The sequence below is a fragment of the Gemmata palustris genome (assembly GCF_017939745.1).
In the GTDB taxonomy this organism is placed as follows: domain Bacteria; phylum Planctomycetota; class Planctomycetia; order Gemmatales; family Gemmataceae; genus Gemmata; species Gemmata palustris.
Genome location: NZ_JAGKQQ010000001.1, coordinates 1,048,068 through 1,064,242, shown reverse-complemented (window position 1 = coordinate 1,064,242; position 16,175 = coordinate 1,048,068). Strand labels below are relative to the sequence as shown.

The window sequence follows — 16,175 nt, the reverse complement described above, 5'->3', positions numbered from 1 at the left end:
TCTCTTCCTGTTAGGCCTTAACTCCAACCCGTCGGCGGTCCGGCTATTTCAAATCGCGTGCGGCGTTCCACCCGAGGTAGACCACGACCCCGGACGCGATGAGGCCGAAAATATCGACGATGACGAACGGCCCGCCGCCGAACGGAACCTTGGCGACAAGATCGAGCAGGAACACCAACAGCATGAGGGCACCAACACCAAGTGCCCCAAAGCAGAGTGCCTTGTCCATCGCCCGACCTTTCCGCGACCCGCGGCCGATTGATAATGCGCCCATGACAACTAACCCCGTGTTGGCCGTCAAGATAGAAAGACGCGCCGAGATCGGACACGGTGGGGGTTACGGAGTTTTGATATTCTACCCCCCGTCCGCCTTATCGCAACGCGCCCCCTCCCGCTCGGGTGTCACTGTTTTCTTTTCGCCGCCGGGCGAGCGCTACAACCGTTAGTCCCGACACAACGGGTAGATGCCCCACCGCGGGAACCTGAGCTGGAATCGCCCCGCGGTTCCATTTACACACCCGCTCGCGAACCGCTAAGTTGAACTCACACACCATTCGAGAATGTTCCCGGACGTTCTCCCCCCTGGAGCCGGAAATGGCCGTTCCGATCAGTGATTTCGCCGTTCACCTTCGCCCACAAGATAACGTCGCGGTCGCTCGCAAGCCGATCCCGTCCGGCACCACGTTCGCTTTCGATGGCGGTACGTTCACGCTCCCCAAGGGGATCGGGATGGGCCATAAGTTCGCGCTCGTGGCGATCAAAGAAGGCGACCCGATTCACAAGTACGGTCAGGTGATCGGGTTCGCGGGCCGAAACGTGGCGCCGGGCGAGCACGTCCACGTTCACAACGTCACCGCCGGCGCGTTCGAGCGCGACTACGCCTTCGCGAGCCAGATCCCCGCCCCGTTGCCACCGCCGGCCGAGTACCGCACGTTCATGGGTTTCGACCGCGGCGCGGGTAAAGCTCCGCACCAGCGCTACGGCACGCGCAACTACCTCGCGGTCATCAGCACCGTGAACTGCTCCGCCAGTACGAGCAAGTACATCGCGGACCGCGTCCGGTCGCTGGGGCTGCTGAAGGACTACCCGAACGTGGACGGCGTGATCGCGATCGTTCACCGGCAGGGCTGCGGGATGCAGTTCGACGGCCCGGACCACCAGCAACTCGACCGGACGCTCGCGGGCTTCGCCCGTCACCCTAACGTCGCGGCGTACCTGCTCGTTGGACTGGGGTGCGAAATCGTTCAGGCGTCCCACCTGATCGAAAACGAGAAGCTGAACCTGCTCCAGCTCGACGGTAAGAAGGGCACGCCGCTCGCGCTCTCGATCCAGGAGTGCGGCGGGATCGGCAAAACCGTCGAAGCGGGCGTTCAGGCGGTCGCGGAGATGCTGCCGCGCGTGAACGACGTGCGCCGCGTGCAGCTCCCCGCCAAGCACCTCATTTTGGGCACGAACTGCGGGGGCTCGGATGGCAACAGCGGCGTGACCGCGAACCCGGCCCTGGGCGTCGCCAGCGACATGATGGTTCAGCAGGGCGGCACGAGCGTTCTGGGCGAAACGACCGAAATCTACGGGGCCGAGCACATCCTCACGCGCCGGGCCGTATCGAAGGAGGTCGGCGAGAAGCTGGTCGAGCGCATCAAGTGGTGGGAGTGGTACACGTCGATGTTCGGGGCCGAGATCAACAACAACCCCAGCCCCGGCAACAAGGAAGGCGGCCTCACGACGATCTACGAGAAGTCGCTGGGCGCGATCGCGAAGGCCGGCGGTACCGCGATGGTGGACGTCTACCGCTACGCGGAACCGGTCACGGCGAAGGGGTTCGTGGTGATGGACACGCCGGGCTACGACCCGGTGAGCATGACCGGCATCGTGGCCGGCGGCGCGAACGTGTGCGTATTCACGACCGGGCGCGGAAGCGTGTTCGGGTGCAAACCTGCCCCGTGCGTTAAGGTCGCCACGAACACCCCGCTCTACACGCACATGATCGGCGACATGGACATCGACGCGGGCAAAGTTCTCACCGGCGTGTCGGTGGAGGCCGTGGGCCAAGAGATCTTTGAGAAGGTGCTGTCGGTCGCGAGCGGCGAGAAGACCAAGAGCGAACTCAACGGCGTCGGCGAAGAGGAGTTCGCCCCGTGGTCCATCGGCCCGACCCTGTAAGGAGAGCGCGATGAGCGAAACTGCGACCCGGTTGCTCGACCAACTCCTGCAACTCCCCGAATCCGATCGCGTCACAATCGCCGATCGGCTCTGGGAGAGTTTGAGCGAGGCCGCGCAGCAAAAGTTGGCTGCCGAGGAACCGGAAGATCCGGCGTTCGAGGTGGAACTCGAACGGCGACTGGAGTCCGTTGAAAACGGGACGGCCGAACTTCTCGAAGCGGACACCGTGTTCGCGGCCGTGCGGGAGCACCTGCGCCGGAAACGGCAGCAATGAGATACCGTTTTCTCGCCCTCGCTCTGTTGGATCTCCTGGATCTCGCTGATTTCTACGAAGATCGGCAACCCGGCTTGGGCGGCCGGGTCACCGACGCGGTCGAAGCCCGGGCGCGCGACATCGGGGCACAGCCCCACGCGGCAGCTCGGGTCCGCGCACCCCGGAACCGAGAAATCCGCGCGTGCCTGGTGAACCCGTACCTCGTCACAATCACCTACGAGGTCACCGCCACCGAGGTCGTGATCCTTTCTGTTCCGCACGCGCGGAGCGCCCGCCGGCCGTGGCGCCGGCGGTTGCCTTGAATTCTGTGAAACGCGGATGAGTCCCTGTGCCGATAACCGGGAACGGGCTTGCCCCCGCACGGGCACATGCTCTAATAGACTCATCCCGCCGAACCTCCGCGTTTCCGAGGGGTCACCCTTGCCCGTCACACACCGCCACACCATCGGCATCAACCGCCGCGAACTCCTCCAAGTCGGTTACTCCGGGCTGCTCGGGTTGGGCTTGTCGTCGTTCGCAGGCGCCCGCGCGAAAGATGCTCCCTCACTGGCACGAGGTAAGAAACCGAAGTCGGTTCTGATCGTGTTCCTCACCGGGGCGGCCAGTCACCACGAAACGTTCGACCCGAAGCCCGATGCGCCGCCGGAAATTCGCGGCGAATATAAGGCGATCCAGACCCAAACACCCGGGCTCCTCGCGAGCGAGCACATCCCCAAACTCGCCGCGCGCTCGAAACTGTACTCGGTCGTGCGCTCGCTCTCGCACCGGGAGAACAACCACCTCGTCGCGACGCACCACGTGCTCACCGGCCACGTGCAGCCGGGGGCGTTCTTCGACAAGATCGCGTCCCGCGACGACTTCCCGAACTACGCCGGCGGGTTGAGCTACCACCGCAGTCCGCCGGAGGGGACGCCGTGCGGCGTGAACCTGCCGACGTACCTGATGGAAGGCCCCCTGCTTTGGCCCGGTCAGTACGCCGGGTTCCTGGGGCCGAAGCACGACATCATGCAGATCACGCAAGACCCGAACCGCGCCGACTTCAAGGTCGAGAACCTGCGGCCGGCCTCGGGCATGGACGTGACGCAGATGAAGGACCGGATGGCGCTTCTCAGCGCGGTCAACGACCAGCGCAAGTGGCTCGCGGAGCAGTCCGAAACCAAGAAGATGACCGACCAGCAACAGCAGGCCCTCGCGGTGCTGACGTCGGGCCGGGTCGCGAAGGCGTTCGATATCGACAAGGAACCCGCGGCGGTCCGCGACAAGTACGGCCGGCACGCCTTCGGCCAGTCGTGTCTGCTCGCCCGGCGGCTCATCGAAGCGGGCGTGCCGGTCGTGCAGGCGAACATGGGGCGCGTCCAGAACTGGGACAGCCACGGCGGGCTGTTCAAGCGGTTGAAGAACGACCTGCTCCCGCCGCTCGATAGTGCCGTCTCCGCGCTCCTCGACGACATGAGCGACCGCGGGTTGCTCGAAGACACCTTCGTGATGGTGCTCGGCGAGTTCGGGCGCGAGCCGAAGATCAACAAGGAGGGCGGGCGCGAGCACTGGGCGCCGTGCTTCAGCGGGCTGTTCGCGGGCGCGGGCGTGCGGGGCGGTCAGGTCATCGGCAAGAGCGACAAGAATGCGGGCTACCCGACCACGACGCCGTACTCGCCCGACGACATCGGCGCGACGGTGTACTCGGTCCTCGGGGTCGATCCGCACGCCGAGGTCCGCGACCGCCTGGGCCGGCCGGTGCAGCTCAACCGCGGCCACGTGATCCGCCCGCTGTTCGATGGGACCGGTGACTGAGTCCCGCCCAACTTTTCGCTCCGTCGTTCCCCTACATTCGGACCCGGCTATGCGCCCCCGTTGCTCGCTGATGCTTCTGGCCCTCGTCGCGCTCGCGGCCGCTCCCGTGCGGGCCGACGATCCGACGTCGATCGATCTCGCCCCCAAGTGGAAAAAGGGCGACACGGTCCGGTACGAAATGCTCGGCACCCAGGTGCGCGAACGGGACGGTAAGGAGGTCCGCAACGTCTCGACGCGCACCCTGGTCGTCGTCGAGGTCGTCTCCGCCGGCCCCGATGGGTCCGTCCTGCGGTGGACCCAGGGCACCACGACCTTTGAAGACCCGGACCAGGACAACGAACCGCTCGCCAAGTCGATCAACATGATCCTGAAGAACAACGATCTCGATCTCGAACTCGACGAGGACGGCGACTACACCGGGGTGCGCAACTGGAAGGCGCTCCGCACCTCGGGGACCAAGGTCCGCGACGAGGTACTGAGCCAGATGAGCAAAGCGGGCACGCCCAAAGCCACGATCGAAATGGCCCGGCTCGCGACAGACAAAATGCTCGCCACGAAGGAAACGATCGAAGCGACCTTCACGCGCCAGCCGATGTTGATTCTCAAACCCTTCGGCAAGAGCTACGAACTTGGTACCCCCTTCGAGTACGAGGACGAGCTGCCCAACCCGCTCGGGGGCGACCCGTTCCCGGCCAAAGGCGTGTGCGTGGTCAAGTTCGACAAAGACAAGGGGATCGCACACATCTCGTTCAAGCAGACCCCGGACCCGAAGGACGTGACCCGCTACGTCCAGAAGTTCGTCGAGGATCTCGCCAAGAAAACCGGCGTACCCGCCCCGGACGAACTCCCGGAAGTCAAGGTGAACGACGCCACGGACTACGTGGTGGACGTAACCGCCGGGTGGATCACCTCGGTCAAGCACACGCGCGTCTTCACGATCGACAAAGTCACTCAGACCGAAACCACCACCCTCACGCGGCGCGAGAAGTAGCACCGATTCGTTCGGGCGGTCGGTTGCACTCCTGGGCGGGGCCGGACACCCAATTGTCTGGCGCCGCCCGTAGCATTTTGTGCCTACGATCCGCCGGGAATCGAGCTCACGTCGCCCCGCTCTACTTCGGCGGGAGCGTGAACGTGAACGTGGAGCCGACCCCGACCGCGCTCTCGACCGACACCGCACCGCCGTGCGCCTCGACGAACGTCTTCACGATGGCCAGCCCGAGCCCCATCCCGCCCTGTTTGTTGGGGTCCGTCTCGAAGTGGTCGAACACTTTGTCGATCCGGTCCGGCGCGATCCCCTCGCCGTTGTCGCGGACCGCGCACTCGTACCCGGTGTCCATTCGGCGGGCCGAAATCACGACCTCGCCGCGGGGCGTGTACTTGATCGCGTTCGCGATAAGGTTCTGGAACACGCGCTTCAGGAGCCCCGCGTCGGCGAAGACGACCAGGTCTTCGGGGATCGTGTTGACGAGCCTCGTACTGTCCGTGCCCGCGACCGGGTGGATGTCGTGAACGAGCGACTCCACGAGCGGCCACAGATCGAAGTCGCGCCGCTCCAGTTTAACCCCGACCTCGGTTTGAAGGTTGGTGTTCTCCTCGAGCACCTTGTTCACGAGCGCGCCGAGGTGCTGAACGTTCCGGCGCAGGGTTTTGACCATCCGGGCCGACGAGGAACCCGGATCCTCCCCCGCGTGCTTCACCTCCAAAACGCTCGCGGCGAGCGAGATCGCACTGAGCGGGGTTCGCAGGTCGTGGGCGACAAACGAGAGGTACTCTTCGCGCCGCCGCTGCACCTCGAGCGCCTTCTGTGTGGCGTAGGTCTTGACCGCCGAGCCGATGGCCCCGTCGAGCACGCGGTTCACGATGTGGAACGACCGGCCTTGCAGGGTCAGCTTGTTCGCGTCGGCGATGTCGTGAATGCACTCGCGGAGGATGTTGTACTCGGCGACCACTTCCACGATGTCGAAGCCGTCCTGGGCGCGCTGCAGTCCGTGGGCCGGCGGGGTGCCCTCGCACACCGCGTCCTGAATCGTTTCTTCGGACCGGGTTCGGAGCGCCTGTGCGAGTTCCTCGAAGAACGCGGGAATGTGGTCATTGAGCGTCGGCGTGTCGAGGTGGCGCGCGGACGGGAGTTTTCGGACCTGTTCGCGCCAGCGCGAGAGCAGAGTGTCCCGTTCCCGGATGACGAGCGCCGCGAGCTGATCGAGATTGTTGATCGCCTTTACCTCACCAAATGTCCAAATACTAGCTGTATCCGGTGCGTTCGGCCGTGCTCGTGAACGCCCCACGCTAACAATGGCTAACATTTCTGGCCACTGAGCCGGCACGGGCAGCGATGCGGGGGTCAAAACGCATCAACCACTGATATTTCAGAGGTTTTGATTCCTTACCCCCCGACAGTAATCCTTTGCAGACAGCTAACAACGGATAACATCTCGCTCACATCGTGCCAGCGCAGAAGTGCGCGTTTCCGTGGGAGCCCCGGCCTTCACTACCTAGCACGTGCCCTTGTATTGGAAAATGATATTCAGCGCTCACGTTTGTGTGGTAAATTATACTCCAGTGAACAGAAAGCCACAAACAATTCCGGCACGCGCGAGGAGTTACTTCCGGGCACGTTCGGCGGTGAGCGCGATGCAGAACGGCGTCGCCGCGGTGGTGCCCTCCGAAACGTAGTCGATGGACGCGATCTCGACCTCGGGGCGCGGGTTCGGCCACGTCGTGAGGTACACCCGCAGTGTGGTTCCCTCGCGCGTGGCAGACGTGTTCCTTCCGGTCCACGCGACCACCCCGCGGTTGGTAGCCCGCGACCGGTCCCAGTTCCACACGTCGCGCACGTCTTCGCCGTAAACGACGGGTATCACCTGCTCGCTCTTGTCGGCGAACTGCACGCGGTACTGGCCGATCTCCGTCCCATCGGGAACGTGAAAGCGGTGCGTGGCGTCGCCGAACGCACCGAACTCGGTCCCGTGGAAGATATGCAGTTTATCGAGCTTAAACCCGACACGGATGCCCTTCGCCTCACTCGGCAGTTCCGGGTGATTGTTCCCGCGGAGCCGAACGTAGCCCGGCCCGATCTGAAACGGCACGCCGCGAAGCTCCTGGCGCTTCTGCGGCATCGTCGCGAACGAGTGCCCCCGGTCGCCCTCAACTCCCGCGTTCAATCGCTGGTTCGCGACCGACTGCAGATCGAGGACCATCGCGTCCCCTCGAATCGGATCGACGTGTGCGCCCAACAGCGGATCTTCCAGATAAGGCTGCTGAGCGACGGGCGCGTGACGGACACTCGACCAGTACGCGGCCCCGTGAATCGCCCCGGCGATGCACGATACGCCCACAGTAAACGCGATGACGAAGCCCACAATGATCCCGGCCTTCGTTCCGCCGCTGAGTGCGCCGAACTGATCGATCAGTCCGCGGCGCACGGGCACGCGCGGGCTAACCGTGCGTTCGACTTCGGGGATCGGGAACCCCTGTTCGATGAGCCGCTGTTTGTACTCCAGTTCCTGCTCGGCGATCCGAATCTTCCGCCACTGCACGAGCCCGATCGCGGCCAGCGCGCCTACAACGAGTACCACCGCGGTACCGTTCGCGATCAGGAACGCGGAGACTTCGGGATTCATGGTCGGCCTCACTGCCGGACGTGGGTGTCACCGAACAGATTAACCGCAGCGAATCGAAGATGCAATTATTGCCAACCAAGGCGCGGGCAGCTCTTTCGGAGTTTTTGAGTGCGGTATCCGTTAACGTGCAATTCGCCAAAGACCGTGAAGTATTTGGCGAATTCGCGAAAAATGTTAAAGACGGGCCGATTCACGTGAATGAATCGCGCGATTGCCATCACTCCAGGCGCCAGCGTGCGATTCCCTGGAACAGCGTTGTCGGGTTGAGCACACGGGGGCTAACGGGGGTGTCGGAGTCGTCGATGTAGACCTTCACGCTCTCGTGGAACAGCATGTGGCGGTCGATTTGCCACAGCGGGATGAACGGCACGCACTCGTTGAACAGCTTGTGAACCTCACCCGTTTTCGAGGCGAGGGAGTTGAACTCCCGGTAGGCACGCAGTTCGTTGAGCAGTTGCCCCAGGCGCGTGTCTTCCGCATCAGCGGCGGTGTTCTTCGTTTGAAACCCGGTCCAGTTGCGCCCGCCGCGCTCCCCCGCGGCCGGATCGAGCATCGCTCCCAAGGCGAACGGGTACCAGTCGTCCGGGTAGTCGAACGGCACGTAGGCGAGGTCGAAGCGGTGCTCGTCCTCGACGCGGAGCATCAGTTCGCGGAACGCGAGGGGTTCGAGCTTGATTGTGAGCTTCCGGCCGGGGGCGTCCTTGAACAGCGACTCGACCTGCTCCTTGATCTTCGTACACGCCACGGCCGCCTGCGGGTCGTCGGTGGGGTACAGCAGTTCGATCTCGGCCTTCGCGCCCATATCGAAGAGGTAGTTCCTGAACCGCGTCAGCGCGAGGTCGCGGTTCAGGAGCGGCGCCCCCGGCCCGTTCGATCCCTTCGGAGTGGCCCAGCACTGCGACGGGAACGGCCCGGTCATCGCGCGGTGGAACTCAGTTTTTCCGGCCCGGTACACGTCGTTCAGAATCGCCTCGCGGTCGATCGCGAGCATCAGCCCCTGGCGCAGCAACTTGCTCTGGAGCGCGGGTCGGCGCTGGTTCACCGCCAGCATGTGAACGCGGCGGGAGTTGGTCGGGGTGTAGTCCTTCACCTTCCCGCCCAGCGCGGCGCGGTACTTCTCGACCTCGGCCGTGGGCACGTCCGTGAGCACGTGCAACCCGCCCTGCTGGAACGCCTCGATCACGTTGTGGACCTTCGCGACCTCGAGCAAGCGGACCTCTTTGATGAACGGCTGGTTGGCGCGGTCCCGCCAGCGCCCGTAGAGCGGGTTGTCGACGAACACCATTTCGCGCGGGCTGTTGCCGTCGGACCGCGGGTTCGCGTGCAGCTTGAACGGCCCGGTGCCGAGCGGCTGCTCCGCGAACCCGCGGTCGTCGAGCGCCATGTTCTTGGACTCCATCCAGCGCGCCGGGAGCAGCTTGAACGTGAGGGCCGCGCGCGGGTCCGGGTGGCCCTGTTTGAAGGCCATCCGCACAGTCGTGTTGTCCCGCGGCGTGGGCAGGTCGTCCAACCACGGCAGCGCGAACGCCCCCCACGTGTCCGGGCGCGTGGCGATCAACTTCATGGTCCCGACGACGTCGTGAGACTCGAACCCGTAGCGCCCGGTGGCCCCGGCGTCGAACGTCCGAAGGGCGAACTCCCGCGCCCCCGGCACCACGGCCGGCATCCCGATCGCGCCGGCGGGCCGGTACCGTGCCCCGCCCCCGTCGTCGGGCACTTCTGCGAGCAGTCCCTCGAAGATCAGCTCCACCGCCTGCTTCTCACTGTCCAGGCGGGCGGTGCTCGGCGACATCAGTTCCGGGTACTGCCGCACGCCGACGTAGAGCGTCTGGTAGCCGGTCTTTAGCTCGCGCTGCAGGTCGCGTGCGCCGGGGATCGTGGGATCGAGTGCAACGGCCCGCGTGAGCGCGTCGCGTGCGCCGGACGTGTCGTTGGCCGCTTTCCGCTCCTTCGCAAGTGCGAACGCCAGTCCCGCCCGGCGCGTCAATTCGACGCGGATCGCGCGCACCGGTTCACCGCCCCCGCCAGGGAAGCTCGCTTCAAACTCGTCGAGCAGTTCCCGCGCCTTCACGTGGTCGAAGTGCTTGTCGGACGCCAACAAGCGTTTGGACTCCAGCACGCGGGCGGTGGCCACCTCCGTCGAAACTTCCGCGTCCTTCGGGTACGCGAGGATGAGTCGGCTACCGAAGTCGCGCACCCGGAGCCAGTCGCTGATCGCGACCGCGCTCTTGAGTTGGAGCAGGCGCACTTCGCGCAAGCGGTCCACGAGCGGCTTCCGCATCTCGTCCCACCCCCGGCCCCGGCGGATGTTCCGCTCGCGCGCGTAATCGTGGAACCGGATCGCCGCACTCAAAAGGCGTTCCGCGGCGCCGAGCTGATCGAGCGCGGTCCACCCCTGCGGTCCGTTCGCGGTACCGAGCGGTTTGGCCATGAGCGCCTGGTTCGCCTCCGTGAGCGCGATTTCCTCGAAATAATCGATCCGCTTTACTTCGACCGCGTTGACCGCTTGGGGCGCGGTCGGGTTCCCCTCACGGTCGAGTTCCTGGATGCCGAATTGGGGCGGGAGCCGCTCGCCGCGTGCCAGCGGGATCGGCTTGATGCGCACGCTCCCCTTTGTGGTGAGCCGGTCGAACGGGACGAAGTGTTTGGACAACAGTTCCTTGACCCCGGCGTGGGTGGCCTCGTCCGCCGCGCGCACGAGTTCATCGAGGCGCACGTCGGGCGTCGAAGCGGCACCCGCGACCGGTCCCTTCGGCTTCACGACGGGATCGTCCTCGACCGTGATGCGCTTCTTGAGACCGGCCTTGGGGTCTTCGACTTCGACCGGCGGTTGCGCAACGACACCCAGAGCGAAGGCCGTGAGCAGGCCCGCGAGTGCGGCGGAAACGCGGTGCCACGAACGACAGGGGGGCGCGAGATCTGGCATCGAGTGCCTCGAAGTTGGCACGGAACTCTCTGTGGGCCGATGTGTTGATGATAACACGTTGGCGCGGAGAAGCGGCGCGAACCGCGCAAGGAGCACACGATTCCGGGTCCGGCCGCTTGACCCGCAGAATCTCTTAACGTTCAATACCAAGCGCCGTTGGTCGTCCGCTCGCTTCTCCGGGCTACGGTGCCGGACGAGGTGGGGCAGGTGCCCGTCGCTCTCCAGGAGTTTGTCGATGAGGAAGCTACTACTTTCGCTCGTTTTCCTATTCAGCATGACCGGACTGGTCACGGCCGTCGAAGTGACGCTCGTAAAGTTCGATAAGAATACGAAAGAGATCAAGGTCAAGGAAGGCGACAAGGAGAAGACCTACAAAATCACGGACAAAACAAAGTTCACCGGCGTGGACAAGAACGGTGACGCGAAGGAAATGACCTACGAGGACGCGGCGAAGGGTTTGGGGAACGCCAAATCCGAGGGCAAACTGAAATTCGACATCACGGTGAAGGAAAACGAGATTGTCGAAGCGAAGATGAAGGCCCGCAAGAAGAACTGACTCTTCCGCTCCATAGTCACAAGTCGTAAGGTCACAAGTCGTAAAGTCGAAGACCTCGTGTTTCTGGGTCTTCGACTTTACAACTTGTGACCTTACGACTTGTGACTACCGCCACGACTTTCAACCATCCACCGACCTTACGACTTGTGACTTTCGGGTGGTGAACGTAAGATGATGTAATACGACACACACGAGGCCCGTCATGGCGAAGGACAAGAAGGAGAAGACGGAGAAGTCACAGATCGTCGCCTTCAAAGTCGATGACGATTTGGCCAACTTCCTCGATAAGCTCCCGAACAAGAGCGAGTTCATTCGCCGGGCGATTCTGGCGCAGTTCAACATGACGTGCCCGCTCTGCACCGGCTCCGGGGTGGTACCCGCCGGGTTGCACACGCACTTCGAGCACGTGATCGAACACCACTCGGCGCGGCCGTGCGAGAAGTGTAAGACGCTGGTCGCGTTCCCGCTCTCGGCCGAAGGGGTCGTGCCCGCCGATAAGAGCCGCCTGGAGCAGTTCCTCAAGGGCGGCCCGCTGTACTGCACGAAGTGCTACCCGTCGATTCCGCCCTGCGACGACTGCGGCTGGCACGTCATGATGGAGAAGGTCGCCGAGCACTTCAAGAAGGTACACTCTCACTAATTCTTTGGTCGCAAGTCGTAAAGTCGCAGGGCATAAGGTCAGCGAAATAGTCGCAAGTCATAAGGTCGAAGACCACACCAGTGGAGTCTTCGACCTTATGACTTGCGACTTTACGACTTGCGACCAAAAATCTTAGAACTGATCCAGCCAGAAGTGGTTCCCGCGGTAGTACCGCATCGGGGTCCACAGTTCGTAGCGCCAGCCCGGTTCCTTGAACGCGGGGTAGGCCATGTACGCGGGTGGGCGGACGTAGGGCTGCCCCTTCGCTTCCGGCCACTGGGGGCTGTTCTGCGGCCAGTAGCTGTGCGGGTAGTAGTAGTACGGGTAGTAGGACATCCGCGGCAGCGACGATTCCGGTCCCTGCGGGAAGTCGGTCCGCTGCTGCGGGGTGGGCATCGTGTAGAACGCGGGGGGCGGGGGCTGAAGCCCCGGCTGTTGAGCAGACGCCGATTGCTCGGTGCCCATCCACAGGGCCACGCCCAGCGCCGCGAACCCGAGTCTCGGGAGCCATGTGCGCATCGATCGTCCTCCGTGTGCGCGAAATGCGACAGTCGGCCCAGTATGGGGCCGAACGTCCTGTCGAGGGAAGCATACCCCACCCTTCTCCGCCGGGTCCCCGCGCCGCCCCGACAGCGCGCAGAAATCGTACAACAAACAGCGCCCTGTGCCACTTCTGGCGGGCGTTCAACAAGCACCGAGTTGAGGTGCGGACCCCGGGCCGAATACCCGTTCCGCGCGAAGAATCATTCAAGTTATGACGCAACCCACCGACGTGTACGACAACCCGCTCATCGGCCGCTACGCATCCCCCGAGATGGCCGAGCGCTGGGGACCGCTGCGGAAGTTCCGCACCTGGCGCCGGCTCTGGCTGGCACTGGCGGAGGCGGAAGCCGAGTTAGGCCTCCTCGCCGACGACGGGAAATCCCCGCGCATCGCCCAGGCGCAACTCCAGGAACTCGCGAGCCACCTCGACGATATTGATCTGAAGCGCGCCGCGGCCCACGAGAAGCGCCTGCGACACGACGTGATGGCGCACATCCACGCGCTCGGCGACGTGGCCCCCGGGTGCAAGGAGATCGTTCACCTCGGCGCGACCTCGTGCTATGTCACCGACAACGCCGACCTCATTCTGATGCGCGAGAGCCTCGACCAGCTCTGTACGGCGCTGGCCAGCGTCATCGACGCGCTCGCGACGTTCTCGAAAACCTGGAAGGACGAGCCGACGCTCGGGTTCACGCACTTCCAGCCCGCGCAGCTCACCACCGTGGGGAAGCGCGCGACGCTGTGGCTGTTCGACTTTGTGCTCGACCTTCACGAACTGGAGCGCCGGCGCGACGAACTCCCGTTCCGTGGCGCGAAGGGCACGACCGGCACGCAGGCGAGCTTCCTCGCGCTCTTCCGGGGCGATCACGGGAAGGTAAAAGCGCTCGACGCGCTCGTTGCGAAGAAGATGGGCTTCAACAGCGTGTTCCCGGTCACCGGCCAGACGTACTCGCGGAAGATCGACACGCAGATCCTCGACGCACTCAACGGCCTCGCGCAGTCCGCGCACAAGTGGGGCACGGACCTGCGGTTGCTCGCACACCGCCAGGAAGTGGACGAACCGTTCGAGGCCGATCAGATCGGTTCGAGCGCGATGGCGTACAAGCGGAACCCGATGCGCGCCGAGCGCATGTGCAGCCTCGCACGTTTCATCTCGGGCCTACCCGCGATCGCCGCGAACACCGTTTCGACGCAGTGGTTCGAGCGCACACTCGACGACAGCGCGTGCCGCCGACTGTACATCCCGCAAGCGTTCCTCGCGACCGATGCGGTGCTTCGCATCGCGCTGAACTTGGTCACGCAGCGAACCGGACCAGAACATCGCGGGCTGATGGTCAACCGCCCGGTGATCGCGAAAAACGTGCGCGAGCACCTGCCCTACATGGTGACCGAGAACCTGATGATGGCCGCGGTCCAGGCGGGCGAAGACCGTCAGGAGGTCCACGAGGTGGTGCGCCTGCACAGCCACGCGGTCACCGCGCGCGTGAAGGCCGGTGAAGGCACCACCGCGGAACTGTTGGAGAATTTGAAGCGCGAAGCCGCGTTTCAGAAGGTGGACTTTGCCGCGATCGCGGGGCAGTCTTCGCGCGAGTTCGTCGGGCGCTCGCCGGAGCAGGTCGAAGAGTTCCTCGCGGACCACATCGAGCCGATCCGCAAGCGCTACGCGAACGTGCTCGGGAAGACAGCCGAACTGCACGTGTGAGCCGGCGTCACGAGCGTTTGAGAGCATCGTTTTGCGTTCCGAATGGCTCCGGTCTTGGGACCGGAGTCACGATTCGGTGCAAAACGATGTAAGCGCCCACGGCTGTCAAAAGAAGCACGGCGGGAATAACAGCGCGGTTGGTGAGGATCAACAAAACCGCGCCGACCGTGCAGCCAAGAACGGACCGCTTCGAGAGATCCGAAGCGGTGGGTGAGTGCCAGTGGCGCACGGCTAACCAACCGACCAGCGCCAGAAGAATGAGCCTGTACGGGATCTCTCGTACCCACTCCATTCGCGACCCCGAATCAGAGCCGCTGACTGTACCGCTTGTTCCGGCGCCCGAAGACCGGCTTCTTCGTCGGTTCTTCCGCGCCGCCCGTGCCCGCGTCGGGGTTGGCGGGGGGAGCGTCGTCGCCCCAGCCGTCGTCTTCGCCGTCGGGCTTCGGCGGAGGCTTCACTGAATCCAGGCCGGTGAAGATCACTTTCACGTCGCGGGCCGGGCCTTTCGCGCGGGGCGCAGCGGACTCGAACCCCTCGATGTTATCGGCCTCGATGAGCCGGTTAATCATCATCTCGATGTTGGTGAGCTGCTCGCCCTGCTCCGGCAGCGCGAACGAGATCGCGATCCCGTCCTTGCCGATGCGCCCGGTGCGCCCGATCCGGTGGACGTAGTTCTCGATGTCCATCGGCAGGTCGTAGTTGATGACGTGCGACAGGTTCGACACGTCGATGCCGCGGCTCATCACGTCGGTGGCGATCAGGTACTTGATCTCGCCCGTGCGGAACGCGGCCATGATCTTTTCGCGCTGCGATTGCGGCAGGTCGCCGTGGATCACCGCGGCCTTCGGGACCGCGCGCTTGAGGTCGCGGTACAAGTTGTCCGCCCAGCGCTTGCGCTCGACGAAGATGAGGCACTGGCGCGGCTTCTCGCGCTCGACGACGCGCTTCAGCAGCTCGAACTTGCGGTCCGCGTCCACCGTGAAATAGCTCTGGCGGATCTTGTCCACCGTCGGCGTGTTCGGCGTCATGTGCAGGTGAACCGGGTCCTTCATGTACCGGTTCACGAGGCGCTTGATCGAATCGGGCACGGTCGCCGACATGAGCAGCGTTTGGCGCTCGGTCGGGCACCGCTTCAGGATGCGCTCGATGTCGTCGCGGAACCCGATGTCGAGCATCCGGTCCGCTTCGTCCAGCACCGCGTAGCGGACCTGCGAGAGCGACATCGATCCGCGCTGCAGGTGATCGAGCATCCGGCCCGGCGTGCCCACGACCAAGTCGCACCCGCGGGCGAGGCCCGTCAGTTGCCGCTGCATCCCGGTGCCGCCGTAGACCGGCACGCACCGGAACCGGCTGCTCGGCGCGAGCTTCTCGGCCTCGGTCGCGATCTGGAGCGCGAGTTCGCGCGTCGGCGTCATCACGACGCCGATCGGCCCTTTGAGGGTGTGCGGGCGCCAGCGATTGAGGAACGGGATCAGGAACGCGGCCGTCTTCCCGGTGCCCGTTTGCGCCTGCCCGATCACGTCTTTGCCGCGCAGGGCCGGCGGAATGACCGCTTCCTGGATCGGCGTCGGGTGCTTGTACCCAGCCGAGTTGATGGCGTCCATAAGGGGGCGCATCAACTGCAGGTCCGCGAAGACCATCGCGGGGTCGGTTTCCGGCGGCGGGGCGGATTCGTGATCGGGGTCGTCCGCGGGATCGGCTTCGCCTTCGTCGCCTTCATCAGCGAAATCGTCGTCCGCGGTCGCGGCTTCGTCGGGCGGGGGGGCGTCAACCGGCTCGTCGGAAGGCGGCTCATCGGCGGGGACGTGAGTTTCTTCGGATTCGGGAACGGTCCAATCGTCCCCGTCAGTTGGGGGAATCAACACATACTCCATCAGTAAGAATGCGTGAATGTGCGGCGCAGCAACGCCGGGAGAAACGATTCTCTACCACACATGGTAAGCCAAAAGGTGCGGAA

At 64.4% G+C, this 16,175-nt stretch carries 14 protein-coding genes; 8 read left to right on the top strand and 6 right to left on the bottom strand.

The annotated features are described in order from the left end of the window. Positions 1–43: 43 nt before the first annotated feature. Entirely contained in the window at positions 44–274 is a 231-nt protein-coding gene (locus tag J8F10_RS04365; protein WP_210652642.1) for a hypothetical protein, read from the bottom strand. A 320-nt stretch (positions 275–594) separates the two neighbouring features. Here J8F10_RS04365 and J8F10_RS04360 point away from each other — a divergent pair, with 320 nt between their 5' ends. The 5 genes from J8F10_RS04360 to J8F10_RS04340 all read left to right on the top strand — a co-directional run bounded on the left by J8F10_RS04360 (position 595) and on the right by J8F10_RS04340 (position 5,219). Continuing rightward, entirely contained in the window at positions 595–2,163 is a 1,569-nt protein-coding gene (locus J8F10_RS04360; protein ID WP_210652641.1) for a UxaA family hydrolase, read from the top strand. A 10-nt stretch (positions 2,164–2,173) separates the two neighbouring features. Beyond that, complete coding sequence (locus tag J8F10_RS04355; RefSeq protein WP_210652640.1) at positions 2,174–2,437, top strand: addiction module protein; 264 nt, start codon at positions 2,174–2,176, stop codon at positions 2,435–2,437. Then, the gene (locus J8F10_RS04350; protein ID WP_210652639.1) at positions 2,434–2,739 is read left to right on the top strand and encodes a type II toxin-antitoxin system RelE/ParE family toxin; all 306 of its coding nucleotides are present in this window, start codon (positions 2,434–2,436) and stop codon (positions 2,737–2,739) included. The genes J8F10_RS04355 and J8F10_RS04350 overlap by 4 nt, the downstream gene beginning before the upstream one ends. Positions 2,740–2,857: 118 nt before the next feature. Then, a complete protein-coding gene (locus tag J8F10_RS04345) occupies positions 2,858–4,228 on the top strand; it encodes a DUF1501 domain-containing protein (RefSeq protein ID WP_246522892.1) in 1,371 nt (456 codons plus the stop codon). 49 nt (positions 4,229–4,277) lie between these two features. Further along, positions 4,278–5,219: a hypothetical protein gene (locus tag J8F10_RS04340; protein ID WP_210652637.1), complete on the top strand. Its 942-nt coding sequence runs from the start codon at positions 4,278–4,280 to the stop codon at positions 5,217–5,219. A gap of 121 nt (positions 5,220–5,340) precedes the next feature. On the opposite strand, the gene J8F10_RS04335 is transcribed toward J8F10_RS04340, so the two are convergent. From J8F10_RS04335 to J8F10_RS04325, 3 genes are all read right to left on the bottom strand, one after another. Further along, positions 5,341–6,534 (bottom strand): sensor histidine kinase, encoded by a 1,194-nt coding sequence (locus J8F10_RS04335; protein ID WP_210652636.1) that lies wholly within the window; start codon positions 6,532–6,534, stop codon positions 5,341–5,343. A 297-nt stretch (positions 6,535–6,831) separates the two neighbouring features. Further along, positions 6,832–7,851 carry a hypothetical protein gene (locus J8F10_RS04330; RefSeq protein WP_210652635.1) on the bottom strand — a complete coding sequence of 340 codons (1,020 nt, stop codon included), beginning with the start codon at positions 7,849–7,851 and terminating at the stop codon, positions 6,832–6,834. Positions 7,852–8,068: 217 nt separating this feature from the next. Next, positions 8,069–10,777 carry an ABC transporter substrate-binding protein gene (locus J8F10_RS04325; RefSeq protein WP_210652634.1) on the bottom strand — a complete coding sequence of 903 codons (2,709 nt, stop codon included), beginning with the start codon at positions 10,775–10,777 and terminating at the stop codon, positions 8,069–8,071. 235 nt (positions 10,778–11,012) lie between these two features. Here J8F10_RS04325 and J8F10_RS04320 point away from each other — a divergent pair, with 235 nt between their 5' ends. Both J8F10_RS04320 and J8F10_RS04315 read left to right on the top strand, forming a co-directional pair. Beyond that, on the top strand, positions 11,013–11,333 hold the full coding sequence (locus J8F10_RS04320) for a hypothetical protein (protein ID WP_210652633.1): 321 nt from the start codon (positions 11,013–11,015) through the stop codon (positions 11,331–11,333). A gap of 202 nt (positions 11,334–11,535) precedes the next feature. Further along, a complete protein-coding gene (locus J8F10_RS04315) occupies positions 11,536–11,973 on the top strand; it encodes a hypothetical protein (protein ID WP_210652632.1) in 438 nt (145 codons plus the stop codon). Positions 11,974–12,105: 132 nt separating this feature from the next. Here J8F10_RS04315 and J8F10_RS04310 read toward each other — a convergent pair whose 3' ends face one another. Further along, positions 12,106–12,492 (bottom strand): hypothetical protein, encoded by a 387-nt coding sequence (locus tag J8F10_RS04310; RefSeq protein ID WP_210652631.1) that lies wholly within the window; start codon positions 12,490–12,492, stop codon positions 12,106–12,108. A 235-nt stretch (positions 12,493–12,727) separates the two neighbouring features. On the opposite strand from J8F10_RS04310, the gene purB reads away from it, so the two are divergent. Continuing rightward, positions 12,728–14,218 carry an adenylosuccinate lyase gene (gene purB / locus J8F10_RS04305; protein WP_210652630.1) on the top strand — a complete coding sequence of 497 codons (1,491 nt, stop codon included), beginning with the start codon at positions 12,728–12,730 and terminating at the stop codon, positions 14,216–14,218. Positions 14,219–14,523: 305 nt separating this feature from the next. On the opposite strand, the gene J8F10_RS04300 is transcribed toward purB, so the two are convergent. Then, a complete protein-coding gene (locus tag J8F10_RS04300; protein ID WP_315854226.1) occupies positions 14,524–16,083 on the bottom strand; it encodes a DEAD/DEAH box helicase in 1,560 nt (519 codons plus the stop codon). Positions 16,084–16,175: the final 92 nt, after the last annotated feature.